The organism is Aquibacillus halophilus (genome assembly GCF_009649745.1).
In the GTDB taxonomy this organism is placed as follows: Bacteria; Bacillota; Bacilli; order Bacillales; family Amphibacillaceae; genus Aquibacillus; species Aquibacillus halophilus.
The window spans coordinates 600916-627480 of sequence record NZ_WJNG01000002.1 but is presented as its reverse complement, the minus strand read 5'-3'; the positions used below and the strand labels follow the sequence as shown (position 1 = coordinate 627480).

Annotated in this window: 30 protein-coding genes, 1 pseudogene and 1 riboswitch; of the genes and pseudogenes, 17 read left to right on the top strand and 14 right to left on the bottom strand. The window is 35.1% G+C overall.

The window, feature by feature from the left end:
- Nucleotides 1-110 precede the first annotated feature (110 nt).
- Nucleotides 111-1274, top strand: coding sequence for an aminotransferase A (locus GH741_RS04170; RefSeq protein WP_153735481.1), 1164 nt, complete (start codon nucleotides 111-113; stop codon nucleotides 1272-1274).
- 176 nt (nucleotides 1275-1450) lie between these two features.
- Here the strand turns inward: GH741_RS04170 and GH741_RS04165 are convergent, their stop codons facing one another.
- Nucleotides 1451-1630, bottom strand: a complete 180-nt coding sequence (locus tag GH741_RS04165; protein WP_153735480.1) for an aspartyl-phosphate phosphatase Spo0E family protein — start codon at nucleotides 1628-1630, stop codon at nucleotides 1451-1453.
- A gap of 274 nt (nucleotides 1631-1904) precedes the next feature.
- On the opposite strand from GH741_RS04165, the gene lepB reads away from it, so the two are divergent.
- From lepB to GH741_RS22070, 4 genes are all read left to right on the top strand, one after another.
- Nucleotides 1905-2435, top strand: a complete 531-nt coding sequence (lepB, locus tag GH741_RS04160; RefSeq protein WP_338079239.1) for a signal peptidase I — start codon at nucleotides 1905-1907, stop codon at nucleotides 2433-2435.
- Between the two features lie 447 nt (nucleotides 2436-2882).
- Nucleotides 2883-4043 carry a zinc-ribbon domain-containing protein gene (locus GH741_RS04155; RefSeq protein ID WP_153735479.1) on the top strand — a complete coding sequence of 387 codons (1161 nt, stop codon included), beginning with the start codon at nucleotides 2883-2885 and terminating at the stop codon, nucleotides 4041-4043.
- Nucleotides 4044-4064: 21 nt separating this feature from the next.
- Complete coding sequence (locus GH741_RS04150; RefSeq protein ID WP_153735478.1) at nucleotides 4065-5219, top strand: S1C family serine protease; 1155 nt, start codon at nucleotides 4065-4067, stop codon at nucleotides 5217-5219.
- 356 nt (nucleotides 5220-5575) lie between these two features.
- Nucleotides 5576-5767, top strand: coding sequence for a YjcZ family sporulation protein (locus GH741_RS22070; RefSeq protein ID WP_153735477.1), 192 nt, complete (start codon nucleotides 5576-5578; stop codon nucleotides 5765-5767).
- Between the two features lie 87 nt (nucleotides 5768-5854).
- Here GH741_RS22070 and GH741_RS04140 read toward each other — a convergent pair whose 3' ends face one another.
- The 3 genes and pseudogenes from GH741_RS04140 to GH741_RS21880 form a co-directional block, all read right to left on the bottom strand.
- Entirely contained in the window at nucleotides 5855-6565 is a 711-nt protein-coding gene (locus tag GH741_RS04140) for an alpha/beta fold hydrolase (protein WP_153735476.1), read from the bottom strand.
- A 75-nt stretch (nucleotides 6566-6640) separates the two neighbouring features.
- Nucleotides 6641-7051, bottom strand: a complete 411-nt coding sequence (locus tag GH741_RS04135) for a YwpF family protein (RefSeq protein ID WP_153735475.1) — start codon at nucleotides 7049-7051, stop codon at nucleotides 6641-6643.
- A gap of 180 nt (nucleotides 7052-7231) precedes the next feature.
- A pseudogene (locus GH741_RS21880) lies at nucleotides 7232-7846 on the bottom strand (zinc ribbon domain-containing protein); the annotation flags it as partial.
- A gap of 209 nt (nucleotides 7847-8055) precedes the next feature.
- On the opposite strand from GH741_RS21880, the gene GH741_RS04125 reads away from it, so the two are divergent.
- The 3 genes from GH741_RS04125 (at nucleotide 8056) to GH741_RS04115 (ending at nucleotide 9418) form a co-directional block, all read left to right on the top strand.
- Nucleotides 8056-8238, top strand: a complete 183-nt coding sequence (locus GH741_RS04125; protein WP_153735473.1) for a hypothetical protein — start codon at nucleotides 8056-8058, stop codon at nucleotides 8236-8238.
- Nucleotides 8239-8349: 111 nt separating this feature from the next.
- Nucleotides 8350-8646, top strand: coding sequence for a YrhK family protein (locus GH741_RS22405; RefSeq protein ID WP_153735472.1), 297 nt, complete (start codon nucleotides 8350-8352; stop codon nucleotides 8644-8646).
- Nucleotides 8647-8665: 19 nt separating this feature from the next.
- Entirely contained in the window at nucleotides 8666-9418 is a 753-nt protein-coding gene (locus tag GH741_RS04115; RefSeq protein WP_153735471.1) for a hypothetical protein, read from the top strand.
- A gap of 45 nt (nucleotides 9419-9463) precedes the next feature.
- Here the strand turns inward: GH741_RS04115 and GH741_RS04110 are convergent, their stop codons facing one another.
- Complete coding sequence (locus tag GH741_RS04110; RefSeq protein ID WP_153735470.1) at nucleotides 9464-9913, bottom strand: hypothetical protein; 450 nt, start codon at nucleotides 9911-9913, stop codon at nucleotides 9464-9466.
- A 274-nt stretch (nucleotides 9914-10187) separates the two neighbouring features.
- On the opposite strand from GH741_RS04110, the gene GH741_RS04105 reads away from it, so the two are divergent.
- The 7 genes from GH741_RS04105 (at nucleotide 10188) to GH741_RS04075 (ending at nucleotide 13932) form a co-directional block, all read left to right on the top strand.
- Nucleotides 10188-10394 carry a DUF1657 domain-containing protein gene (locus tag GH741_RS04105; protein ID WP_153735469.1) on the top strand — a complete coding sequence of 69 codons (207 nt, stop codon included), beginning with the start codon at nucleotides 10188-10190 and terminating at the stop codon, nucleotides 10392-10394.
- Nucleotides 10395-10488: 94 nt separating this feature from the next.
- A complete protein-coding gene (locus tag GH741_RS22065; RefSeq protein WP_170287555.1) occupies nucleotides 10489-10956 on the top strand; it encodes a YhcN/YlaJ family sporulation lipoprotein in 468 nt (155 codons plus the stop codon).
- A 13-nt stretch (nucleotides 10957-10969) separates the two neighbouring features.
- Nucleotides 10970-11449: a stage V sporulation protein AC gene (spoVAC, locus tag GH741_RS04095; protein ID WP_153735467.1), complete on the top strand. Its 480-nt coding sequence runs from the start codon at nucleotides 10970-10972 to the stop codon at nucleotides 11447-11449.
- Nucleotides 11449-12462 (top strand): stage V sporulation protein AD, encoded by a 1014-nt coding sequence (gene spoVAD / locus GH741_RS04090; protein ID WP_153735466.1) that lies wholly within the window; start codon nucleotides 11449-11451, stop codon nucleotides 12460-12462. Before spoVAC ends, spoVAD begins: the two co-directional genes overlap by 1 nt.
- Entirely contained in the window at nucleotides 12462-12812 is a 351-nt protein-coding gene (spoVAE, locus tag GH741_RS04085) for a stage V sporulation protein AE (protein WP_153735465.1), read from the top strand. The genes spoVAD and spoVAE overlap by 1 nt, the downstream gene beginning before the upstream one ends.
- Nucleotides 12813-12831: 19 nt before the next feature.
- Nucleotides 12832-13038 carry a DUF1657 domain-containing protein gene (locus tag GH741_RS04080; RefSeq protein WP_153735464.1) on the top strand — a complete coding sequence of 69 codons (207 nt, stop codon included), beginning with the start codon at nucleotides 12832-12834 and terminating at the stop codon, nucleotides 13036-13038.
- 33 nt (nucleotides 13039-13071) lie between these two features.
- Nucleotides 13072-13932: a DUF421 domain-containing protein gene (locus tag GH741_RS04075; protein ID WP_153735463.1), complete on the top strand. Its 861-nt coding sequence runs from the start codon at nucleotides 13072-13074 to the stop codon at nucleotides 13930-13932.
- Between the two features lie 2 nt (nucleotides 13933-13934).
- On the opposite strand, the gene GH741_RS04070 is transcribed toward GH741_RS04075, so the two are convergent.
- From GH741_RS04070 to GH741_RS04050, 5 genes are all read right to left on the bottom strand, one after another.
- Nucleotides 13935-14912 carry a zinc-binding dehydrogenase gene (locus tag GH741_RS04070; RefSeq protein WP_338079228.1) on the bottom strand — a complete coding sequence of 326 codons (978 nt, stop codon included), beginning with the start codon at nucleotides 14910-14912 and terminating at the stop codon, nucleotides 13935-13937.
- 173 nt (nucleotides 14913-15085) lie between these two features.
- Nucleotides 15086-16513, bottom strand: a complete 1428-nt coding sequence (locus GH741_RS04065; RefSeq protein WP_338079227.1) for a hypothetical protein — start codon at nucleotides 16511-16513, stop codon at nucleotides 15086-15088.
- 136 nt (nucleotides 16514-16649) lie between these two features.
- On the bottom strand, nucleotides 16650-17528 hold the full coding sequence (locus tag GH741_RS04060) for a DUF1028 domain-containing protein (protein ID WP_153735461.1): 879 nt from the start codon (nucleotides 17526-17528) through the stop codon (nucleotides 16650-16652).
- 148 nt (nucleotides 17529-17676) lie between these two features.
- Nucleotides 17677-18249, bottom strand: coding sequence for an energy-coupled thiamine transporter ThiT (thiT, locus tag GH741_RS04055; protein WP_153735460.1), 573 nt, complete (start codon nucleotides 18247-18249; stop codon nucleotides 17677-17679).
- A 95-nt stretch (nucleotides 18250-18344) separates the two neighbouring features.
- Nucleotides 18345-18445, bottom strand: a riboswitch (TPP riboswitch).
- Nucleotides 18446-18525: 80 nt separating this feature from the next.
- Nucleotides 18526-18948, bottom strand: a complete 423-nt coding sequence (locus GH741_RS04050) for a universal stress protein (RefSeq protein ID WP_170287554.1) — start codon at nucleotides 18946-18948, stop codon at nucleotides 18526-18528.
- A 177-nt stretch (nucleotides 18949-19125) separates the two neighbouring features.
- On the opposite strand from GH741_RS04050, the gene GH741_RS04045 reads away from it, so the two are divergent.
- Nucleotides 19126-19413 (top strand): hypothetical protein, encoded by a 288-nt coding sequence (locus GH741_RS04045; protein WP_153735458.1) that lies wholly within the window; start codon nucleotides 19126-19128, stop codon nucleotides 19411-19413.
- A 69-nt stretch (nucleotides 19414-19482) separates the two neighbouring features.
- Here GH741_RS04045 and GH741_RS04040 read toward each other — a convergent pair whose 3' ends face one another.
- Entirely contained in the window at nucleotides 19483-21285 is a 1803-nt protein-coding gene (locus GH741_RS04040) for a M3 family oligoendopeptidase (protein ID WP_153735457.1), read from the bottom strand.
- A 172-nt stretch (nucleotides 21286-21457) separates the two neighbouring features.
- The gene (locus GH741_RS04035) at nucleotides 21458-22306 is read right to left on the bottom strand and encodes an N-acetylmuramoyl-L-alanine amidase family protein (RefSeq protein ID WP_338079226.1); all 849 of its coding nucleotides are present in this window, start codon (nucleotides 22304-22306) and stop codon (nucleotides 21458-21460) included.
- A 93-nt stretch (nucleotides 22307-22399) separates the two neighbouring features.
- Between GH741_RS04035 and GH741_RS04030 the strand changes: the two genes are divergently transcribed.
- Nucleotides 22400-22873, top strand: coding sequence for a GNAT family N-acetyltransferase (locus GH741_RS04030; protein WP_153735456.1), 474 nt, complete (start codon nucleotides 22400-22402; stop codon nucleotides 22871-22873).
- A 123-nt stretch (nucleotides 22874-22996) separates the two neighbouring features.
- Here the strand turns inward: GH741_RS04030 and GH741_RS04025 are convergent, their stop codons facing one another.
- Complete coding sequence (locus tag GH741_RS04025; RefSeq protein WP_153735455.1) at nucleotides 22997-24886, bottom strand: alpha-E domain-containing protein; 1890 nt, start codon at nucleotides 24884-24886, stop codon at nucleotides 22997-22999.
- Nucleotides 24887-26344 (bottom strand): circularly permuted type 2 ATP-grasp protein, encoded by a 1458-nt coding sequence (locus GH741_RS04020; protein ID WP_153735454.1) that lies wholly within the window; start codon nucleotides 26342-26344, stop codon nucleotides 24887-24889. It lies immediately after the preceding gene.
- Between the last annotated feature and the right edge of the window lie 221 nt (nucleotides 26345-26565).

Below are 26565 nucleotides of genomic sequence, written 5' to 3'. Positions count from 1 at the left end.
ACTTATCACTCCCTGTAATTAATCGCTTTCATTATACAACAATTTTTATTTTTAAAAAATCTAAATTTTGTGAACATTTTTGTAACAAATATAAACGGAGGAAAAGTCTCTTGGAAAATTTAATTAACGATAATATCAAAAACATTCAAATATCAGGGATTCGTAAATTTTTTAACATGGTAAGTGATAAGGATGATGTTCTTTCGCTTACTATAGGTCAACCAGATTTCCCTACACCTGAACACGTTAAAGATGCAGCCAAACATGCTATAGACAATAACAAAACAACCTATACACATAATGCAGGAATATTACCCTTAAGAAACGGAATCAGTTCATTTGTCAAAAAGAACTACGATTTAGCATACGACCCTAGTACGGAAATAATTGTAACAGTAGGTGCATCACAGGCAATTGATGCAACACTAAGAACTATAATCAATCAAGGGGACGAAGTTATCCTCCCTGGACCTGTCTATCCAGGCTACGAGCCCTTAATAAAACTTGCTGGCGGAATACCTGTCTATGCCGATACGAGATCAAATAACTTTAAACTAACTAGTGAATTGATAAAAAAACACATTACTAATCAAACTAAATGTATAATTCTTCCATACCCTTCTAACCCAACTGGAGTTACTTTAACAAAAATAGAATTGCAAGAAATAGCAAATGAACTAAAAGATTGTGATATCTTCATTCTGGCAGACGAGATATACAGTGAACTAGTTTACGAACAAGAGCATACTTCTATTGGTACTTTTGAAGAGGTTAAAGACAAAACTATTATTGTAAATGGATTGTCTAAATCTCATTCAATGACTGGATGGAGAATTGGCTTTATACTAGCACCAGCTTGGTTGTCCCAGCACATATTAAAAGTTCATCAATATAACGTTTCTTGCGCAACTTCAATTAGCCAATATGCTGCATTGGAAGCTTTAACGAACGGACTAAACGATCCAATAATAATGAAAGCTGAGTACAAAAAAAGACGAGAATATGTTTATTCACGCCTAATTCAAATGGGTGTGGAAGTAATTAAACCTGATGGGGCATTTTACTTCTTTCTCAAATTCCCAATCTCATCTAAGACTTCATTTGACCTAGCAGTGCAACTAGTAAATGATGCAAAGCTCGCTCTCGTGCCTGGAGATGCCTTTTCTATATATGGGCAAGGTTATCTAAGACTTTCATACGCTTATGATATGGAGACATTAGAAAATGGAATGAATCGCTTGGAACTATTTCTAAATAAAACTATTTTATCATAAAAAAGTACCGTCTTTTTAACTTTAAAAGATGACAATTTCACTCCTGAGCTACGAGCACTAGAAGTAGAAACTTCCTGAATCATTATTTTAGTTTTCCAATTTAGCCGCTTGTTGTTTAAGCGAATTTTAATGAAAAAAGGTGCTTCCGAACTCTATGTTGGAAGCACCTTTGTAATTTATCTATTTTGTTCTTCATTACCTAGTCTCACTTTATAATCATACACATTTAATAACTTATCTAATTCTTGACTAATGTAAATAGATTCTAAGCTGGTAAATCCCTTTTCTAAGGCAACCTCGGTCATTTTTCTTCTTAGAAATTCAATTCTTTGTAGTAAATTATTTAAGTTATTCATTTCCGAGTTACCTCCTACTAATGAAATGATTGATTAATTCTAACATATGCAAGCTTAGTTTAACAGGATTGGCAATGATGACAGTTGTATTAATATTCTCGTTTATCTATTGGAGGACAGATTATATCTTTGCAGTGTTCATCACAAGTCATATTAAGCCGATAATAACAACAACTAGTAAAAATAGACTTCGGTCATTTATAATATATCCTATATATGCTATTAATTTCACTTTATACCGAACAATTATTCTAAGATATTGAGAATAGAAAAGGTGATTATTATTCTGTACAAATATAAAATTCCAACTAAACGTGAATGGCTCATATCTGTTATACTTATAGTTCTTTTTGGTTTTACGTTGCTATCTTTAATATTTTCCACTTCACTTGTGCAAGGAGGAAGTATGTCACCAACATTACAAGATGGAGATAAAGTAATATTTAACAAAGCAATCTACTTTTTGGAAGAACCCAGTCGTGGTGACATTGTGGTAATTAAAAAACCCGTAAAAAACTATGTCAAGCGTATTATCGGACTTCCAAATGAGGTTATTGAAGTAAAGGAAAATGACTTATATATTAATGGGGAAAGCTATAATCAAAACTTTTTAGAAGAAGGACGAGACAATATATATGAATTTGGACCAATCACAATTCCAGAGGAAAGTTATTTTGTAATGGGTGATAACCGAGATATAAGTATTGACAGTAGAAATGGTCTTGGATTTATCACCAAAGAAGAAATTATAGGTAGGTCGGAACTAATTTTGTTTCCATTTGAGGATATTGGCCAAACTCGATAGTGGTTAAAACTATAGGACACTGACAAGATCTAAGGTAATCTAAAAAAATGACAGTAAGACTGCCATTTTTTAACCTCTATCAAAGATGTTGAACCCCATTAGAGTGACTAGAACCACCAATGAAACGATGAAAAATATTACCTCTGTCAACTTTACTCGCCCCCTCTTCACCACTTTTATAAGATTTATCAGTGGTATCAATTGTTATTTTATAATAAAATCTAAAGAATATACCTTATGTATATAAAAGTAATTCACTATTATTTTAACAAAGTTTTATACATTTTTCACTTTTTTATATAAAAAAAACGGATAATTATTGTAAAACTGTTAATATGGTAAACTATTGGTAATAGAAAAAGAGTATCCACTCGTTTTCTCAATAAATTTTGCAATAATAGTTTACTTTTACTCATATCCTGTATGGTAAGAAAGTAGGTGTTCAATGTGCCACATTGTCCTAATTGTGGAGCAAAAATCAAAGCGGATGAAACTTTCTGTACGCAATGCGGAAAGAAAATTCCTGAAGATATTTATGATCGAATGCCTAATGAAAAACAAGATTATCGTTTGTGGTATTTGCCTGTTATTGCTATCATCATTTTTTTAATAGTAATTGGAAGCTATTACCTCCATCTTGAAAATCAAAATAAACAGGCAAAAAAACTTTTTAAACAGGGTGAAGAATTAGGTTTAGAAGGAAATTTCCCAAAAGCACTAGCATCTTTTGAGGATGCATTAGCAGTAAAAAGAAACTTCCCATCTGCGGTTACTAATAAGGAATTCATCCAAATTGCCATCGAAATAGAGTCCGAGCTAGAAACTGCAGCAAATTTATCTGAGAACAAGAAATTTCAGGAGTCACTTGAACTGATAAACACTGCAGAAAGTAAAATAAAGAACTATAATGGTGAAATAGTCAATATGCTAATTAACAAAATTGTTGGGCAACGAAAAGCAACCCAGTTGGAACAACTGTCATCCAAGATGAGCGAGCAACCCAATATAGACGAATTAAAAAACCTTCTATGGGAGGCTGAAGCAATAAAAAGTGACGAAGCACAAGTTATCGCAGGTAATATTAGACAACAAATTATATCCTATATATTCTCGACAGCTAGTGATCAACTTAAAAATAAGCAATTTACAAATGCAAGAGATATCGTTGATGAAGGATTAAAGTATGCTCCTGAATCAGAAAAGCTTCAAAGTCTGCAAACAACGATTGAAAAAGAAAAAACTGCTTTTGAAACGGCCCAAGAACAAAGAATTGAACAAGCAATGAGTGCTGCTGAAGAAGAACGTGAAATGAATAAAAATGACGCAGTTGAAATTGTTGATATTAAAGTTATCCAAGATGATCAAGATAATTTAGTTGTTTCTGGGGTTATTAAGAGTGTAGCTACAATACCAATCAATTCTGTGTCCGTTGAGTATATTTTAATAGACGAAAACGATGAAGAAATTCTTACAAATGAAGTTTATGTACATCCTGATACACTGTATCCTAGTGAAGAAGGTAAATTTGATTTCACCCATTATGACGTCGGGAATGAAAATGGTAATTTAAAAGTAAAAATAGAAAAAATTAAATGGTTCCTAGATTAGACAAATAACTGGAGTGAGATAATGAATAAAAGACATATTTACTTCCCTATCCTGTTAACAGCTATCCTTGTAGTGATATGTATTGTAACTGTTTCATTTATACACAAACAGTGGGCAAATGAACCAATTGAAGTAAAGAATACTTTGGCTAACCAAGTTGCTGCTGAGGAAACATCTAAGGACTTAAAATCGATAATCCATGAGGCACAAAAAAATGTAGTCCAAGTAGAGGCTATTACTAAATGGAGTGAAAAAATCGGGTCTGGCTTTCTATATAACAACAAGGGTGATATTATCACAAACGCACATGTTGTAAAAGAAGCTGAACATATTTATATCAAAACTGCAGATGCCCAAACCTACACAGCTGCTTTAGTTGGAATTGGCGAAGAGACGGACATAGCTGTTATTAGAGTACCCCAATTAGCCAACCAAACGCCTGCAGTATTCGATGATGAATTCCACGCTGAAATTGGTGATGAAATAGTAGCTGTAGGTAGCCCGTTAGGATTCCAAAATTCGGTAACGCTTGGCATTATTTCTGGTACTAACCGCTCTTTTTCAATCGATGAGTTTGAATACGAGAATGTTTATCAAATCTCCGCAAATATTACACATGGGAATAGTGGCGGTCCATTAATTGAACGGTCTACTGGGAAAGTCATAGCAATAAACTCTGCAGGTACTGATGAGGGGGGTATTGGGTTTAGTATTCCAATATCCACGGTATTAGAGGATGTTAGACTTTGGTCTGATGGTGTTAGCGAGGATGAATTAGATTATGATAGTTTAATAGAAGAAGTTCAGAACGTTTCACCTCAGCAACTAGAAGATGATTCAGAATATATTATAAGTTACCTTTTTGATAGCCTGGCGATACGTGATTATATTAATGCCTATGCCCTTCTCGGTAGTGAATGGCAAACTCAAACGAGTTATCAAACTTTTAGGGAAAACTATATCCATGTGGTAGAAACGCAAATTTCACAAATGGAAAGTTCATTTGTAGAAGATACCGGCTTAGTTAAAGTAAGCTTAGTCGCAGATAAATTAGTGAGAAATTCTAATCAAAAGGTCAAAAATGAACAATATCAATATTTTTTCTATGTAGGCTATGAAAACGGCCAGCTAAAAATTCTTGATGGTGATCAAACATTAATTTCTTCATCTGAATAAACATTTGTCTATTAATAAGAGGGCACCTCCGCTGTCGTTTAATTATAATCGACTAAGGGGGGCCTTTTTCCTATGTCTCACTCACTTAGGGCTCTCCAATCATGATAACCTGTCTCATTAAGAATTTTATAATCCACCACTACATAGTAGTAATGATATTTATAATAATAATGGGCGTTCAGATTCTTACGATAACAACACTTATACCTTTCCCCTTGTATCTTTTTGCGTATTAATCAAACTCTTGTCGAGCCTAATTTTTCATCCTTTCTTGTAAAACTGGGTAAACGTCTATACACATTTATCCCTATACCCATATAGTAAATAGTGTAATCTTTCAGGAGGTGAGTATGTATATGTCACACTTTGGATATGGATACCCTTATGGAGCAGTTGCAGGATATGAAACAGCAGGTTATGGTGCTGGTTATTGCGGAGGATACACTGCAGCAGGTGCAGGTGTAGGATACGGCGCTGGAAACTCTTTCGCTTTGATTGTAGTACTTTTCATTTTACTCATCATAGTTGGAGCTACTTTTTACGTCTAACAGTGAAACAGTTCCTAAGGTTCAAAAAGTGCAAACCCTATAGAATGGGGTTTGCACTTCATCTTTATTTTTAGCTATAAACAAATTTTAAAGGTCTAGACTGGAGCAAAAAGATCCCATAGATTTAATAAAGTCTTGGTTTCCCCTCAAATGACCTTTACTACCGTTTTTCAGGACTAGTGAATGACAATTAGGTAAGTACCACTCGTACTTCCGAATTTCCTGCTTAGATAATTCCCCTTTGGAAACAACCAATACTGGAAAATGAAAACTTTGCAACACTTCCCAAAAAACTACTTCGTGAGACTCCCTTTGTAAAGCATTTAAAAATTTATGAAAGGATTTATTCTGTTGTTTGGGTCTGTCAATGCTTACTGTCTTTTGATTAAATTGTTGTAACCATTCTTTTGGTAATTTGCGATGAACAGCGGGGAAATCACCAATTATCATACCAACCATTTTTTCCAGATTCCCCAATGCATATCCCAACATATAACTTACACCGAAGGAATAACCAAACATGATATACCGTTGTATCTCCATGTCTTCTATTACCGTTTCGATATCCTGAATATGATCATACAACATATACCCCTCTTTAGGTTGAATACTTTTCCCTCTCCCTCTTAAAGATATAGTTATGGATGGGCGGGGAAGGAGTGTTTGCATTAACTCTATGTAGTCTTCGGCAGCCTCTAGTCCTGGAACTATAATGATAGGGGTTAGATGAGAATTGAAATCACCACAACACAAGTAATTTATTGTAACTCCGTTGTTAGACACTTGTTGTTCCTTCATAGATATTCCTTCCCTTCACTATTTCCAGTATATTCTATTAGAATACTGATAAAAAGAATTATCAAATAAAAACAACTATACACTGTCTTTAAATTTATCCAGCAATTGATCTCCTTGGTAACCCTCTTCAATTAAAGACTTAAGCGTCTTTTCAATTTGACCTTTTTTAAGGTCAATTATTTTTCCTAGAAATAAGACGTTAATATGATCTTCTATATCATTAATTTCTATGATTGATGTCATAAATGTTGCAGGTTTGTTAGCTTCTTTCGTAATCTTCGCTTGTAGCATAATCGCATCGTTTTTCTCTTTTATCTTAGAAAAGTATTTAAAATATTTCTTATCAAGTAAACACTCCAGAACCCACTGGCTTTTTTCATCCTCACGGTCAATAATTAGACCATCAAGCAATGGGATTGTGCGAGTCAATAATTCATTGCTAGTATCCTCAAGAACATCTAATGAAATTAGCTTAAATGTTTTCATAATTCTCCCTCCTTCTCCTTGGATATTTATCAAATAGAATTAACAATATATTTTACTGGGAAAGAAACTTGAAATCCCTCTTACCTATTCTTTCTATATTCATTTTAACAGAATTTGGTCTACATTTAGAATTTTTTAGAGCTAAATTTTAAAACAAGACAGTCAGATTATTAAATTGAACTACCCACCTCTTATCGACTTACGTTCAGATTGTAAGTGGGTAATACCTAAGAACAGCAAATTAACGGTTAGAATAGATTGGGCTATCCCTGCGATACTGGCAGTTAATCGTAACGCTTCACTTACGAAGATTCAAACTTGTGTTATTATCCCTTTGATAATGGCTATTACAAGATGAACAAGTTCATTCACGCAAAGCTTTTAACGTCTTTATTCTGGTGCACAATTCGAGAATAGCTGACTACTCGGAAAGGTTTTTGCTACGGTCACAACTTGTTTTCCATACCATTTCACTTTGTATTCAAACCTGGTTCTTAATTGTACCCATGACACTTCACTAAAGGCTTTTGCAAGATTATGATTCTTTAACATGCTTTTAATAGAACAATCTTCAGTACCAATGATGTCGTGGTTTTTGACATTTTCGGTTGAAATTTTGTCTAACATATCTTTTCTTGAATTAAAGCAATCAGAGGAACCCATTTATACCAACTGCTGACCCAGTCTTCTCAAAAGACACAACCTCTGTTTCATTTATAATTGAAATGAAGTATTTGCCCGATGGGTCCGTCTAATTGTAGCGTTCACGATACGACCTTCTTCATCTTGGAGTTTTCTCGTCTCTTTTAAATAAAATCAGTAAAAATAATATAATAAATCTTATATCTTCACTTCTCTTCGTTAGTATTAATTTGTTATTTGATGCAACAATAAATATATAGTTTTATTTCATTGGTTGTTCAACATCAAAATGAAATGATATCTTTACTTCAACTAACAATCCATCAAAAACGTTTGAATATAAAAAGGAGTGACTCTTAGTTATGATTTGGTTATTTACAATCATTTCACTTGTACTGATTATTGGTATCGCGGTTTATATAGAGAAAAAACGCGAAAACAAGTTCAATGAGGGGGATTTAACAATTGATGAGAAGTCCCAACTAGACAATGATTATATAAAAAAAGGAGAGAAAAACGAAACTGAGGACTCAGATAAACTATAAAATTTAATTGCTCAAATCTATTTTGTTTACTTTGTCTCCCTCCTTTTGGTATGTTTTTTAAGTTTGTAATGTGGAATATACAATTATACAATTTAATCACTCACTAAAAGGATGGTAATGATGATTTCAAACAACGATTCAGAATATAAAGAAATAAAAATGGGTAATTATGATTTATTTTTTAAAAAGCCCTATGAAATCCTGTATAATATTAATGACTTTCTTATATCATTATGGTTCTTTCTGGGTAGTGTGTGTTTTTTATTTGATAATTGGAGAAATATAGGTATTTGGATCTTTATTATTGCAAGCGCCCAATTAGGTATTAGACCTCTAATTCGAATTATTCATTCAATCCACTTAAAGAGATACGTGAAGAAGTATAATGATAATCAGTCCACTAAATAAATATCAGGAGCTGTTTTTAATGAAAAATGGATGGTTATTGTTTGTATTGATTTTTTTTCTTATGGGCTGCTCTTCCGAAGAATCACCAGCTATTACAAAAAAAGATGTGGTGTCTGAAGAGCCTAGTTCAAAGCCAGAGTTAATTGAGAATGAAACGAAAGAAAATAACGAACAACAAATAGAAATGTTATTGGAATTCAATCTACCCAGCGAGCAAGTTACAATAAATTTAGAAGAGGTAGACATTTTAAAAGAGTATTTATCAGGAGTCAGCGATACTCAGCAGCAAATCAGTAACATGAAATTAACACCCATCAATCTTCAATTAAATGAAACATTATATTTACTTCAATTTTCTTGTTACAACGACAATTGCTCTTATTTGCTATTAGATCAGAATGAAGATGGTCGATCATTTTTAGTTAGCGATTTATCTAAGTTATTAAAGTTTTCTTTATCTGAGGAAAATAATAAACTATTAATGATATTTAGAAGAGTCAGTATCGTAAATGAAACACTAATACAAAAGGACAATTTGGTAGTTATGGATATAGATTCTTGGGTAAAATTACCTTATTCATCAAGTACTGGTGAAAAATTTACTAATAATTATCAAACCCCTATTTTAGATGCTATTTGGAATGAAGATGATTCTATTACTGTTACTGTTCCCAATGTTGATTCACCTACTGAAGAAAATTTAATGGAATGGTACAATTCTTCTGAGAAAAGTACTAAAGAACAGCTTTTATCGATTGAAGAGATTAACTAATTAAAAATGCAAGATTCTCTTTAAGAGAATCTTGCATTTTTAATTTTATTGAAAAGAAATTTCTTTTTCCGCAAATATATTTACTTCTTCCCCATCTATAAAAAATTGGGAATGCATATACAGGTTATAATCACCTTCTTCTAGCGAATTATAACTTTGAGGTTTTTGCGGATGATAAATATTACCTGGATTTAATACTTTGTTGACGTGACTACCGGTAAAATCATGATTTTTCTGGATTATAGACACTGAAATCAGTGGTGTTCTATGATCGATGGTTATTGGTTCATCGCCTGTATATTCAAGGGAACGAAGTATTTGAAAGCCCTTATCATTTGTCTCCACTCTAATATGTACGATAAAGTCATCCTTCTGCTGTTGAATTTCAACAATTTCCACTAATTTAGCACTACTTGTATCCATAAACCAATATATCGTTACAGAGATGAACAATAACATCAGTATAATTAATAAAGTTAAACGCTTTATCTTCATCCCCTCCTCTAATCATTATGTTTATATACTATAGACGTATAGCATACTCTATAAGTTTCATAAAAACTGGAAATTTTTAAAAATAAATGGAATAGCTTCATTTTATAAATCTTTACTCTAATTCCCAGTCCCTCTTCCTCTCAAACGCAATCTTACTTTTAAGCCAAGTACTACCAATTAGTTAGAGGTGGAATAAATAAGTTTGAAAAAGAACATTCTAAACTTGTGATCCCCCGTTAACAGTAATGTTCTAAAAAATAGAGGAGGAATTATGATGACAGTAGCTAGCCAAGTGAAACAGGCCGTAGCAGGTTTAAAGAGTGCACAAGCAAGCTTAGAGACTTTCGCTCTTCAAACTCAAAACCAACAAGCTAAACAAATGTACCAAAATGCAGCTCAACAGACCGAGACTATTGTACAATCACTAGAACCTAGAGTAACAGAAATTGAAAATGAAGAACCACAATATAAACAAGAATAGATACAATCTATACCTCCATTTATCATGACGGATAGCAATAATAAAAGGTTGGGTAACACCAACCTTTTAATACTTAATAATACAGGTGATGACAGTGCTTAAATTAAACAAATTATTATATTCCATCATTTTTCCACTTCTAATATTGTCCAGTTGTAATACTGAAGAAGATAACCGATTTACGAGTGAAGATGCAAATAATGATATTACAAAGATTAGCAATACTTCTCCCGTGGATCAATCATTCTCAAATGAAGTAAAAGACTTTGTTATGAAAAAAGACGAAGTGACAGGCGTCAGAGGTGTAAACACAGAGACAAGGATATTGTTGGCCATTGAAGTAGCACACCTAAGTCAATTTAATGAACAGGATCATGAAAAGAAAGTAAAAAAAGAATTAGAAAAAAAATATCCCAACAAAAAAATAATTGTTTCATCTGATCAAAAGTTTTTTTTTGAATTAGATGAATTGGAAAAACAAGTTCAAAATAACAAGATTAAAAGGGATGAATTAACTAAAAGGGTTGAAAGTCTAGAAAAGTTGATTAATGATGAGGCATAAGTGAGGGAATATCATGTCAAACAATAAAAAAAAGAATCTAACACCGACCCAACAAGAATATCAGGCACTTGCAGGTAAACGTGAAGTGAAACGGCCTCTTTTTAAAAACTGCATAAAGGCCTTTCTAGTTGGTGGAACTATATGTGTTATAGGTCAGTTAATTGCAACATTTTATATGTACTTCTTTAAATTCACAGAACAAAATGTCGGTAATCCAACTGTAGCAACATTAATTTTTATTACAATGATTTTAACTGGAATTGGTATTTATGACCATATTGCTCAATTCGCTGGTGCAGGAACAGCCGTTCCAGTTACAGGTTTTGGTAATGCCGTTATTTCTGCAGCGATTGAACACCGAACTGAAGGTTTTGTGTTAGGCGTAGGTGGGAACATGTTTAAACTTGCAGGTACAGTAATCTTATTTGGGGTGTTTTCTGCATTTATTGTAGCTCTAATTAAAACAATCCTTATACAATGGGGTGGATTGTAATGTTAACAGGACACAGAACCTGGATTTTTGAAAATAAACCGGTCATCATTTCTACAGGTACCGTAGGTGGTCCTTTCGAGGCCGAAGGTAATATAGCTAAAGACTTTGACCTACTCCACTCTGATATGTGGCTAGAGCAGGACTCATTCGAAAAAGCCCATAAAATAATGATGGATGAATCATGCCAAAAAGCAATCGAAAAAGCAGATCTACAAAAAGAACAGATTCAGTTTTTCTTAGGCGGAGATCTTATTAATCAAATTACTCCAACAAGTTTTGCAGCGAAGACTTTAGGAGCTCCCTATTTAGGATTGTTTGGTGCCTGTTCAACATCAATGGAGGGACTTGCTTTAAGTGCCTTTTTGATTAACGGCAAAGGTGCTAATTATATTTTAACAGGTGCATCAAGTCATAATGCAGCTGTGGAAAAGCAATTCCGTTACCCCACTGAATATGGTAGTCAAAAACCACCTACTGCCCAGTGGACAGTAACAGGTGCTGGAACTGCACTTGTTAGTGATAAAGGAGTTGGTCCACAAATTACTTCAGCTACCATCGGAAAAGTCATAGATATGGGACTATCTGACCCATTTAACATGGGTGGTGCCATGGCTCCTGCTGCCGTCGACACCATTGAAGCACATTTCCATGAACGCGGAGTGGATGCATCTTATTACGACCTTATCATTACTGGAGATCTAGCTCATATAGGACGTGAAATTGCTATTGATTTATTTAAAAAACACGGTACTACAATAAACGAAGAAAAATTCGTTGACTGCGGTTTAACTATTTATCGTGAAGATCAACCTGTACAAGCTGGAGCAAGTGGTGCTGGCTGTTCAGCCGTCGTAACATATGGTCACTTTTTAAATCGAATGAACAAAGGCGAATTAAATAAAATATTAGTCGTCGCAACAGGTGCCCTTCTCTCTCCCTTGACTGTACAGCAAAATCAAAGTATCCCCTGTATAGCTCATGCTGTGTCTATTGAAAATGGAGGTGCGAGATAATGGAATTCTTTTGGGCGTTTATTGTTGGAGGATTAATATGTGTGATTGGGCAAATTATGTTTGATGTATTTAAACTAACTCCTGGTCATACATTAAGTATTTTAGTAGCATCAGGATCTGTTCTAAGCGGGTTCGGCTTGTATGATAAATTAGTTGATTTCGCAGGTGCTGGAGCAAGCGTACCAATCACAAGTTTTGGTAATCAACTTGTGAATGGTGCGATGGAAGCAGCTGATAAACATGGAATAATTGGTGTTATTACAGGGATGTTTCAAGTCACTAGTTCAGGTATTTCAGCAGCCATTATTTTTGGGATGATTGGAGCAATATTTTTTAAACCAAAAGGCTAAAAAAAGGAGTGTGTTTTAGATGACAGTTGCTTCACAAGTAAAACAAAGTTTATCGAGTATTAAAAGTTTGCAATCGAGTTTTTCAAGTTTAGCTATTCGAACACAAAGTGAAGAAGCAAAACGAGTCTTTCACGATACAATGATTGTAATGGATGAGGTTAAGAATGATTTACAAAAACGGGTCGGGGAAATGGAAAGAGAAGAAGAACAATACAAAGGTTTTTAAACAACTTTACCTTTAAATAAGGAGCTTTTGCATATGCCGGACTGGTTAGAAATAGTAATAAGATCAACAAGCTTGTTGATTATCGTCTTCTTAGTATCCAAAGCGTTCGGAAAAAGACAGCTAGCACAACTAAGTCTATTTGAATTCATTGCAGGAATTGTAGTCGCTGTGATAGCTGCAAATATTTCTATCGGTTTGGGTACACCTATTACTCATGGTCTAGTGGGGTTAAGTATCTGGTTTATTATTCCAATGCTGCTCGGATTATTAGCTATAAAAAGTAAACCTATCCGAAATTTACTTGAAGGAAAAGGTGCAGTATTAATCAAAGATGGTAAAATCATGGAAGACAATTTAAAAAAAGAACGCTTTTCTTCCGATGACCTCCTAGAGAAACTAAGAGCAAAAAACGTATTTCAAGCAGCAGATGTTGAATTTGCGGTTTTAGAACCGGATGGTGGGTTAAGTGTTTTACCTAAAAAAGAAAATCAACCTTTAACACCAAAAGATATGGGCATGAAGGTTGCACCAATAAAAGAGCCTCAGTCTGTTGTCATGGACGGTGAGGTGCTTCATGAACCGCTATCCACTGCAGGACTTAGCCTGAATTGGCTCGAAACCGAACTAGATAAGCTCGGTGTTAGTATTGAAAATGTCTATTTAGCCCAAGTGGACTCTTATGGACAATTGAACGTGGACTTGTTTGATGACAAGCTACAAGTTCCTTCTCCACAAGAGAAACCACTATTATTGGCTACATTGAAAAAGTGTCAAGCTGATATGGAAGTATTTGCACTTTCAACACAAAATAAAGATGCTAAAAAAATGTACACGACTAACAGCCAAAAATTACAAAATGCTATAACCAAAGTGGAACAATATCTACAAAACTAGAGCTATATTTTAAGAGCTACTTTACCAAATTGCTTTGCTTCCGATAAAAAATCAAATGCCTGTTGTGCTTCTGAGAGATTAAATACTTTGCTGACCATAGGATGGATTTGATGGTTTTCAATAAACACTAACATTTCTCTTAATTCTTGCGTGCTTCCCATCGTCGAACCAAGCAGTTTATACTGACCATAAAAAAATTGACGGATGTTTATAGTGATTTCATCATCCGTTGTTGCACCAAAAGTTACTAACTTTCCACCCTTTTTTAGAACACCTAGCGACCTATTTAAAGTAGCTTTTCCAACACTATCGATTACAATATCAATCTTTTCTTGTTTTAGTTCTTCTTTCCAGTCACTATGTGTGTCAATTGCTAGATCAGCACCTAACTTTATTGCCTTATCTCTTTTCTCTTCACTTCTTGATGTAACAATGACCTTAGCCCCTGCAGCTTTGGCAAATTGAATTAGGAAAGTTGCTACTCCACTACCAGCACCCGGAATGAATACCGTGTCTCCTGACTCAACCTGGGCTTTCGTAAACAAGGCACGATACCCAGTTAAGGCAGGTAATGCTAATACTCCAGCCTCTTGCCAGGATAAGTATTGAGGTTTCTTTTCAATATTTTCTTCAGGTATAACTATGTGCTCAGCAAAGGTCCCGTGACCTGGCATACCTAATATTTCAAACCCTTCTGGAGGAGCATCACTGTTTGCACCCCAGCCAAGGCCAGGGTTAAGAATAACCTCATCTCCAATTTGAAACTTTTCGACGCCCTCCCCTACTTCCTCAATTATGCCAGCACCGTCTGAACCTAAGACTAGTGGTTCATGTGATTCCCCACGCCTTTTAGGTATATTTAAATCTCGATGATTTAAGCCTGCCACCTTCAACTTTACTTTTACTTGTCCCTTACCGATAGCCAACTCTTCAATATCAGTGTATTTTAGTTCTGTTCCAATATGTACGAACGCTTTCACACTTTTCATCCTTTCAACTTTAAAAACTAGTTTCATCTCTTTAATAAAGTTATCGTACCATATTAAAGATCTATTTCTAAAATAATTGGCATGAACTCATAGTGAATTTTACAACAAGAAAGCTGAGCACTTCCAATCACACAGAAGACTCAGCTTTCTTATTTCGTTTCAGATTAAAATATAATTAACGCCAATACTGTCGATATTATCAAACCTAACATAACTGGACCAAAATTTTTCCGGACTAGTTCCATCACGGGTACCCCACAAAAACCTGCAACAGCAACTAAAGATGACCATGCGATGATCGTCCCTCCTCCAGTCCAAATTGAACCCATTTGGCCAATTGCGGCTAATGTTGTCGCGTCTATTGACCCATCTGCAAGTGCACCTGACAAAGCCCCGGTCAGTGGTAAACCAGAAAATCCGGAGCCATCTAACCCTGTGATAATTCCAATTATTAAAATACTAAAAGCAGCCAAAAAAGCACTCTGTGGTAAAAATTCTTGAGTCGATTGAACTAGATCAAATAAAAACGCAGGGGGTGCAGAATCACCGACCGACAAAATGTTACCAGCAAAATCGGAACTACCTAAAAAGAAGAAACCAGCAATTGGAATAACAGGACCCATAGCCTTAAATGCAAAGGTAAAACCATCCACTATATGTTCACTAATGTAATCCAAGGCTCGATGCTTACCAAACGCAATTGTTGATAAGAGAAGTAGGACAATAGCTACTCCACCAATAAATGCTGCTCCATCTCCACCTTCAAAACCTCCCATACGGCCAGCCGTCAATTTTGTTGAAACCATGTAAATCATGACAACTAACATTGAAACAGGAACCAAAATAGCAAATGTTTTACTCCACAGAGGGAGGTTTTTGCTTTCTGTTTTATTTTGTTTCTCTTCCTCTATTCCCTGCATGGCTGCTAACTCTCTATCAATTCTAGGATCATCTTTCTTTCGAATTGATTTTCTGTTAATCAGGTATGCTAGGCCTATGGCTATTCCTCCAGTTATTAGTGATAAAATTAACGCTTGATCTAACAATTCAGCTGTCTCAACACCAGCAGCTGTTGCAGATAATCCTGGGGCTACTTGTATAACGTAGTCAGAAGATAAAGCCATCCCTTGACCAGCTAATGCTACAGCCATTGCTGCGACCATAACTGGCAATCCAGCACGAATGGCAGCGGGAACTAGTAAAGCACAAATTAAAGGCACAGCAGGCGTTGGCCAGAAAAATAACGAAATAATATATGTTACTGCTATTAAAACAAAATATGCTATATGACCATTCACCATGAATTTTTCAATTGGTTGAATCATTCTTTTGTCAGCACCAAGGTCCCTCAATGAATGTAATAAAGCCACCATAAACGTAATAATCAGGAATATGTTAAACAGTTCTTTTGCCGCGACTAAGTTCGCATTGAATACAGCAGTAAAACCATCGATAACACTACCTTGATAGATCCAGGCAACCAAAAATGTCCCAAGTAAAGTAGGTAGTACAACACCTCTTCGGAATATCATTGTAATAATAATTATCAAGGTGAACAATCCGTATATCCAGTGAGAAATTGTTAAGTCCACGTCACATTGCCTCCTTAATTAGGTATTTAATAATTGTGCTATAACCTATGCAATACGGAGTAAATAGGTGTGTGGCCAAACAATACTAAAATGTAAATAGTATCCATAAAAAAAAGACCTCCTACTAAGGAGAAGGTCATTTAACAATTATTTCATTTGTTTTCATAAAATCAAGTACTTCCTTATCAATAAAACCTTTATCTAATTCTCTTTCCTCAAAATTCTCTGTATGTAGAAATTTTGTGAATTGATTGAGTAGTTCTTCTTCAGACGGCTTTTCTGAGGATAAGTAATCAAACTTAATTAACCCTTCAATTACTTCATTTTTCACCTGACCTGTAATAGGTAGAACGTTTTCCTCTTTGGTTTCACCAAAGTACAATTGTTGCAGTCTGTACAATCTTTTCAATTCCTCGATAGGATCTGGGTGATCGTCTACTCTAAGATCTAGATACCTATCACTTAACCCACCATATCCACCTTTAGCTTTCTCGATATAAATTGCAGCAGATTGTTTACCTCTACTATCTCCACCAGCTTCTTGGGCAGCTGTTAATGCTGACAACAATTTATCAGCTAGTGGCCCTTTACTGTTTTTAAAAGCTTGTCCGAGTGAGGTTACCGTTTCCTTGTTAACCAAAATATTACCCTGTGCGGCAAAATTTTCACCTGTTATTCCGCCTGCCCAGTCATAGCAGTTATTGCCTGTAAAGCTAGCAGCATTTCCTTTTATATCAACAATACCTATCTGCCTTTCGTGCTTATCAGGGTCTTCTCCAGTCAAAATTTCCACTATTTCTTCTGGAGTATTTCCAGCTTCGAGCAACTCCAACCCTTTTGGACCATATGCAGGATTAGCAAATGCCTGTGTTGCAATAGCACCCACTCCAGCCTTCGCCCAAGGAACAACCGAACCAACCGCAATAAATTTTGACTGTACTGCTACTCCTACCTCGCCCGTGGCTGGATCAAAACCAACAATTGAAAAAGTTGCTACAATATCTTTTTTCTTCATCCTAGTTCCTCCATTTTCAAATTTGTTGTTTTAACAAAATATTTTTAAAAGTCATCGAAATAATTATCTCTTTCCTACTCAAAAATATCAATGAAATTAAAATTCCCCTCTCACAAACAATGTGAGAGGGGGTTCTGTTGAGATTTTGCTAACTTGAAATCTTAATAAGACGTGGTTGTTTGTAAAACACAAAACCAACAACTATCGTACTCAATATAAATGCTGGTAGCATGTAAGAACCATTATAGATTGTTGAATATAACCATACTGGTTGACCCTCTGGAGCATATTCAGCGAAAAAGACAACTCCTGCTAACAAGTGAGCTAAGAACCTAAACAAGCATCCAAGAAAAACACCGAGTGTAATATAAGTAAAATAAGACCGTCTTTTACCATTTTGTAATGCTTCTTTTACAGGTTTAGCAAATATACCGGCCATCCCTAATAAGGTAAACGCTAATCCATACTCGAGAAATGCTTGGGCGATGTGAACAATAAATGGATTAGTAATTAGCTGTAGAATACCAAAAAGGAAACCAGCTAACAATCCACCCTTTATCCCCCAACGAAAAGCGACAATAAAAATTGGAATCATTGCAAATGAAACCGAGCCACCCTGAGCCCAAATTTTAAAAGATAAGAATGGTACCAAATCTAATACAATTGCTAGTGCTGCAAAAATTGCCACTTCAATAAGAAATAACGTGCGTTTTGAATTCATTTCAAATATTCCTCCCCTTTAATTTTGGCAACAAAAAAAGCAATGCCAAGGGGAAACTTTTTAACGGTATATAGCATGCACGATACATACTTCACCATTAAAAAAGCCACCATCCCTACGCTAGAATTAACTAACAGGTTCAAAGGGTCTGAACAAATGTCCACTCTCAGCCATTACGGCTCCCCCTGAAGGCTTTACTCCTATACTTTCATTGCTACTTGCATTATATCTAAAACTCCTGAAACTTGCAATAATCAGATAAACTAAAACAATTTACTAAGATACTATTGTCACAGGACATGGTGCATTCTTTATTACACTGTAACAGGTACTGCCTAACAATCTTCCTTTGATTTTCTTAACACTTCTAGCTCCCATAATAATCCCAAGGGCCTGAACATCCTTCGCTTCACAGCACACCTCTTCAGCTGTTAACCCTTGTCGCCATTTAACCTTCAAATCCACATCTTTGTCTACCCGCATTTTCCCCTTTTTTAGTACCTTCATTGCTTGCTCTTTTTTATACTCTTGTAGCTGCTTTTTTCCAATCTTCTTATTAGCATAATGCGTATTAATTTTGGGTTGAACATGCAATAATTCAATCGTGTACCCAGACGCTCGTGCCAACTTAACAGCGTAGTCAATCGCACTTAATGATTGCTGTGAGCCGTCAATGGCAACTATCAATGTATTATTCACACGAATCACCTCTACTGTATTGTATTCAGCGAACAGTGAAATGCGCCCAATTATTTAATTTTGTCATGAAAAATAGTGAAAATAGGAAAACATTAAAAAATAATGTTAAGTTTAAAAAATTGAGCATGATATACATTTATGACATACTTAAATTATCGTAATGCAAGGAGGCAAAATTTGAAAGCTATCTATTCCCAACCGTACCTAATCGTAAACCGTGAAATCATTAATAACGAACAAATTTATCTGCAATCAGAAAAGTATATCTTCCTATTTGTTGATCAGATAATTACATCGAAAGACAAGTTCAACATAGAAGAAGTACTTGACCTTTCTTATAAACTACTTTCCACCAATTACTGTTTACTTTACCTTCATACAAACCAGGGTATTTTTACTTACAAAGTGGAATCACCCCCAGACAAATTTATTGAAGAATTTGTTAAGTTGAAGAGAACATACTAGAACTAGAATAGATTAAATATATGAATAAACAAAAAGGTTATCCCCTTGGGGGACAACCTTCAGAATCTTTTAATTTATTTTTTCTTCTGTTAACCGAAGAAACTCTTCTACATCAGCTACACACAGCTGTATTCCTCTTTCCCAGAAGTCTAATTCTCCTAGATTTACTTGTAAGTGCTTTTCAGCCAAATCCTCAACATTCATGCGACCAGTATCTTTTAATAATTCATTATATGATTCTTCAAAATCCTCATCCGATTCAATCGCATTAGCATAAATGCCAAGACTAAATAAGTAGCCAAATGTATAAGGGAAATTATAAAAAGGAACATCAGTTATATGGAAATGTAATTTTGATGCCCAAAACGTTGGATCATAGGCATCTAATTCATGAGAGAACGATTCTTTTTGAGCTTCAACCATCAGTTCATGAAGCCTTTCGGTTGGCACAATTCCCTTTTTCCGCTCCTGATAAAATTTATTTTCAAAAAGAAAACGAGCATGAATATTCATGAAAAAGGCTACACTACGTTGTATTTTATCTTCTAATAAAGCTATTTTTTCCTCTTCATTTGTTGCATTTTTAACAGCAGCATCAGCAATAATCATCTCAGCTAGAGTAGAGGCTGTCTCAGCAACATTCATTGCATAGTTCTGATTTAATACACTTAATTCATCCATGACATGCTGGTGATACCCGTGTCCTAACTCATGAGCTAACGTCGCTACACTAGCTGATGAACCTGAATAGGTCATGAATATCCTAGTTTGCTTACTATCAGGAAAACTAGTACAAAAACCTCCTGGGCGTTTTCCTGATCTATCTTCTGCTTCAATCCATCGATTATCAAATGCAGTTTGAGCAAACTCTGCCATTTTAGTACTAAAACGGTTAAATTGTTCAATAATTGTTCTTGCTGCTTCATCATAGCTAACCGTTTTGGTAGAGTTAGATATTGGAGCCTCTAAGTCAAACCAACTTAATTTATCCACTCCCATTAGTTCTGCTTTTCTTTTTAGAAAAGAGACAAAAGGTGTCTTATTATTTTCGATTGCCTCCCACATTGAGTTCAACGTTTTTTCACTCATTCGATTGTATTCAAGGGGCTCCTTTAGAACATTGTCCCATCCTCGATGTTTATAAGTTTGCAATCTAAACCCGGATAAGTGGTTAATAGTTTCACTTAATAAGTCGGAATTATGTTTCCAAGCCTTTTCAAGTTGAATAAAAGCTTCTTTCCTATTTTCACGATCGGGATCATTTAATCTGTTTGCTGCCTGTCCTACCGACAAATGTTCTACTTCCCCATTTTTTTCTAGATCTACACTCATTTTACCGACAATGGAGTCGTACATTTCTCCCCAAGCATGATAACCATCAACAGATAGATCATTTAGCAGTATTTCTTGTTCTAAAGGTAGTTTATCTCTAGCCTGCAGTCTCCTTTCATTGAGCACAAAGGATAGAGAATTAATTGATGGATGCTCTAATAGATGCTTCCAAACAGTTTCGTCAATACGAATCAACTTTTGATCAAATTTAGTTACTATTGTAGAATAATCCGCAGAAATTGAATTTCTTTTGCCTACGAGCAATTTTGCTCCCTTATCATTAACGTCTTGAGCTGATAAGCAACTAACAAAAGCTGAGAGTTCACTCAACTGCTTAGTATTTTTTTCTAGCAAATGAATAATATTTTCTAAGTCTTTGATATCATTAGAATCTTCAGGAATATCCATTCCGTCTACCGAGCTCGACAAGCTATCCATATTTTCTTCTAATGATGCTATATAATTTGTTAATTCACTTGAATTACTCCCTCCAGCAAACAATGTATCTAAATCCCAGGTCATTTTGTAGTGATTTTCCATTTGTACCTCTCCTCTTTTTATTAATCATAACAACGGTTTTTTTTAGAATTATTGACTTCTCCAATTATAACTAAAAACAAAAACAATACATAATTTATAGTTCCCATCATTCAAACGTACAAAACAGAAAAAGGCCAATTCCAAAAAGGAAATAGCCATAGGTATGGATTTATTAAATTACACGAATGTACTTTTCATTGGCTGTAATATAGAAAATTATTCCTGATGAATTTTCTACCTTGAACTGATATCCATCATCTACTTCAATTTTAGCTAAAATTTTGGGAAAGCCAATTCCCTTATTAACTACATTAACTAATGCATCATCCTTCCATGATGGCCGGTTGTAAAACCGTAGCCCATCTACTCTGCTTTCCACCCTCTTGCCAATGAACCACGTTTTATTGTCGGATTCTGGTTCATCCCTCTTATATTTGTTAACAACATAATCAATTTTTCTTGGAGCCAAATAACGGAAACCTGAAAACTCACAAAAACCCTGCACAACGGCCTCGGCATAATTATTCCAATTTTCCCTGACCTGTTCAACATCGTCACGAAGAGAATCAGCGAATCCATATTCAATGATGTTAGTTATTACATTACCCGTTTCACGAATCATAAAATAATAGTCTTTTCTACTGTTAGTAGGTAGAGTTCTTGTAAATACACGCCTGACATTTTGACCTTTTTTCTCCAGCCTATAAGCTATATTTTTTGCCATTTTTCCATCGCTGTAAATAGAGTATATAATTTCTGCACCATCCCCACCTCCAGCGTTTATATGATTAGAGATACAATAAGTTGCTCCGCTTTTCCGAACAATTTTTGTTCTTTTATCATTAGTTAATGTTAGATCTTCCTGTCTTGTTATAGAAACTGGAATATTGAGTTTCTTAAACCGATTATATTGGTAAAGAGAGATTTGTAGATTCATATCTTTCTCTATCCAATAACGATTAGATCCTCCTCCTGGGTCTTTTCCGCCATGCCCTGGATCAATAATTAGAATAGGCTTCACTTGGCTAACCTCCTTTTCGCTATTATAATGGTGTGGAATAAGCCTTTACGTGTTGTTATCGTTCACTATTAAAAAGCGATGGAGGAAAATACTATGATAATCAGACCTATGAAATTGGATCAAGCAAATAGTATTAGTCAGTGGAAATATGATGAACCTTATGATTTATACAATCCAGATGATAGTGATGAAGGAATTAATGAATTGTTAAATGGTGATTACTATGTTGCTCTAAATGGCAACGAGGTAGTCGGTTATTTTTGTTTCGGTAGTAGTGCACAAGTGCCTGGGGCTATTATGGAAAGACTATATAAAGAAGACGGCGTAGATATTGGACTTGCGTTAAGGCCAGACCTCACCGGAAAAGGTCTGGGTAAAACGTTCATTATTCACGGAATAAACTTTGCTTTTTATACATTTCAGTCAAGAAAGTTACGGTTAAGTGTTGCATGTTTTAACAAAAGAGCGATAAAAGTTTATCAAGATGCCGGTTTCATCTTGGCTTCACCATTTACAAATAACAACATGAAATTTATCATTATGGAAAAACCGCTAAATGAAAAATAGTAGTTTTAGAATGAACTCAATCAAATATCCGACCCATCTAGTAATGAAAAATTCCTAAGGAATCTAAATCGTCGATAGAAAAAAGCACTCCGAAGAGTGCTTTTAAGTAATTAACAATAACTACTACTGATCTATTAATGTAACTGCCACCTTAACATCTAAGGTATGTCCACCTCCACGGTATACACCTTGAAGCGGGCTGACATCTGCATAATCTCTTCCGGTACCAACCCGGATATGGTTCTCAAGTGCCTCTACATTATTAGTTGGATCTAAACCTACCCAGCCAATGCCTGGTACCATGATTTCAACCCATGCGTGAGTTGCGGAATCTCCGACTAAAGCAGAATTCTCTCCTACGTACAAATAGCCGCTCACATAGCGAGCTGGGATACTCTTCGCTCGGACGATGCCTAACATCACATGTGTGATATCCTGACACACACCATTTTTTAGTTCAAATGACTCATGTGCTTTAGTATTTACATGTGTAGCATCACCATTATAGGTAAAACGTTCATGTAAGTACTTCATGATAGCAATCGAAAATTCAACTGGATTTTCTATCTCACCAACTTCATTAATAACTTCTTCAATTTGTCCAGGTTTTAAATAGGTGTATTCTGTTTCATTTATAAATGATAAGTAATGATTATGAAACAGATTGGAGTGAAAAATAGCTCGCATTTCCGGTGAGTATTCAACCCGGTGAATAAAGGGGCTTTTTTGAATACTAACGATAGAAGTAGTGGTTACCTCTAAATGGTGGTGCTGTTCAGGGATAAAAAATGTTTCCACATGATTTCCCCATAAATCTAGATGTTCCTTTGTTAGGGAAGATGGAAGAATGTCAGTGCGATAGGATAGCAGCCGCTGGCACTCGTCTGTTCTTGGCTTAAGCCTAATCGCATTCATACTTTGGTTTACAGGTGATTCATAATCAAATCTATTAGTGTGTATAATTTGGTATTTCATACTAGATCTACTCTCCATATTTGGTTGTTGGTTTTGAAAGATTTGTTTGTTATTCTTTTTAAATTCGATATCTGGCTCGATTAAATAATATGTTTTAGAAAAAATCACTCCAATTTCGTTACAACGATTCTGGAAAGTATCTAAAAACTCGCTTAACTCAGTTAAATCAACCTCATTGATTTTCACCTTGTTGAACTCTTCCGCTAAATGATCTAAAGAGGCGTACATTTTCCAAGAATAATGAGAAACCTTGCCATTTTCCATTTCAGAAACCGCTTGTCTTACATGATTAATGCAATAAAGAATGGAACGAGGAAATGCCTCATTTGATATTAAGAATGATAAAACAGCTTTTGGATTCATATGAGGCGGGTTTTGTTTTAAAAAAGCCTCATAACCATTTACTAGCTGTAAAGCAGACCTCCAGTAGTAATAATTCTTTCCTTGAAAATTATGTTTTTTATCGGCTATTATTGTGTTGTTACATACAACGTTTAGAATTCGCGTTGTTTTTTCTGCTCGTTCAAGCCACTTACCTATTTTAATAAATCGATAGGCTACTCCACCTCTGGGCATGGAGGATTCAACTATTCCTTGAACTGTTAAAGCAGTCAGTTTAATCCTTTTTAATAACCCTTGTATTTCATCCTTTGTCCACTCTGTTGTATTAAAATCCTGAAAATACAAAAAGAAATCGTTCCATGCTTCCCACAAGTCATCTGGAAGATGATCTCTAGTTGTTCTGGCGTTTTCTCGAGCAGATGATACACAATTGGTTATTGAATTCTGATTGGCAGTTGAAAATACTAAGTATTCAATAATATCTTTCTCAGACGAAAGTACATAACCTGCCCTTTCGAATTCTTCTAATGAACCACAAATTTCTAACACTACTTCCCAATCTTGATTAGCTAAGGTTTCCTCATCGGAAGCCTCCAAGATTTGTATCAATTGAACACTTAAAGCTCTTGCATTGTTTTCTGCACGTTCAATATTTCGCGACATCCAAAATAGAGAGTCTGCTACCCTGCTTAACATCTAGATATCACTCCCTTCTCCTTTTAGTACCCATGTATCCTTTCCTCCACCGCCTTGAGAAGAATTGACCACCAGTGATCCTTCTTTTAATGCTACCCTTGATAGACCACCTGGTAGTACATGTGTTTCTTTTCCTCTCATAACGTAAACACGGAGATCAACATGACAAGGATAAAAACGATCACCCTGGTAAGCCGGGGCTCGAGAAAGCTTAATAGTTGGCTGTGCAATATATTGATGAGGTTCTTCTATTATCTTTTGCCTGAATTCTTCTATTCTTTCTTCGGAGGCGTGTGGTCCAATTAACATATCGTAGCCACCAGAAGCACCTACATTCTTAATGACTAATTGATCCAGTCGTTCAAGCACCCAATCACGCTGTTTTTTATCTCGTAATCGATAGGTATCTACGTTAGCGATAATAGGCTCTTCATTTAAATAGTAACGGATGATATCTGGAACATAAGCATACATAGCTTTATCATCAGCAACACCATTGCCAATTCCATTTAGAATTGAAACATTTCCTTTTCTAAAAGCCTGAAGAAGACCTGGAACACCAAGTGTTGAATCCTCACGAAAAGCTTCAGGATCGAGAAAATCATCATCGATTCTTCGATAAATAATATCTACCTGTTCTAAGCCTTTAATGGTTTTCATGTAAACTTTGTCATTTCTGACGAGTAAGTCACGTCCTTCCACTAATTCAAGCCCCATCTGTTGGGCTAAAAATAAATGGTCATAGTAAGCTGAATTAAACATACCTGGCGTTAGTAGAACCGCTCTTGGATCAGCTCCCTTTTTAAGTGTTGAAGGAACATGAGATAAGACAGCATCGTGTAAGTGAGAGATTTGATGTTCTAAAGTAAAAAGAGAATGTTTTGAGAAAAACTCCGGGTACACCTGACGCATAACATACCGATTCTGATAGACATAGGACATGCCAGATGGGTTCCGTAAATTATCTTCTAATACGAGGTACTCACCATTCTCATCTCGAATCAAATCTATTCCCGCTAGAAAAATATGATTTTTCAGGGGAATATTGATGCCGTGAACTTGTTTATTATAAAAGTATGGATTATCTTCTACCAATTCTCTTGGAATGATACCGTCCTTTAGTATATTCTGTTCATGATAAATGTCTTCTAAAAATAAGTTTAAAGCCTCTGTTCGCTGAATCATTCCTTTTTCGATTTTACGCCAATCTTCATCAGGAATAATAATTGGAATAAAGTCAAAAGGCATCGTACGTTCCGTGCTCTCATTTTCATTATAAACAGTAAAGGTAATTCCTTGTCTCAAGAAAGACAGCTGCGCAGTTTCATGCTTTTTCTTTAATCCATTTTCATCAAACCCAGTTAGGATACGATGGAATTTAGTATAATGAGATTTTGGTTTCCCATCACCGTCTAGCATTTCATCAAAAAAAGGTGCCGTTTTATAAGGTTTAAACAAAGTAGTCCCCCCTATTTATTTAATGATTGTGCATTATATTATTATTCGACAATCACGGAAAATATCCTCTTATTACTGTGAATCATCTTAATATTTAGATAATTACAATAGTATTTGTTTAGCTTTGATCATTAAAAAATGCTAGTAACAGTACTTTTTATTAGTTTTCACTTAATTTAAATTAATATTAAAAGATTACTAGAATTCTTCTTAAAAATGTA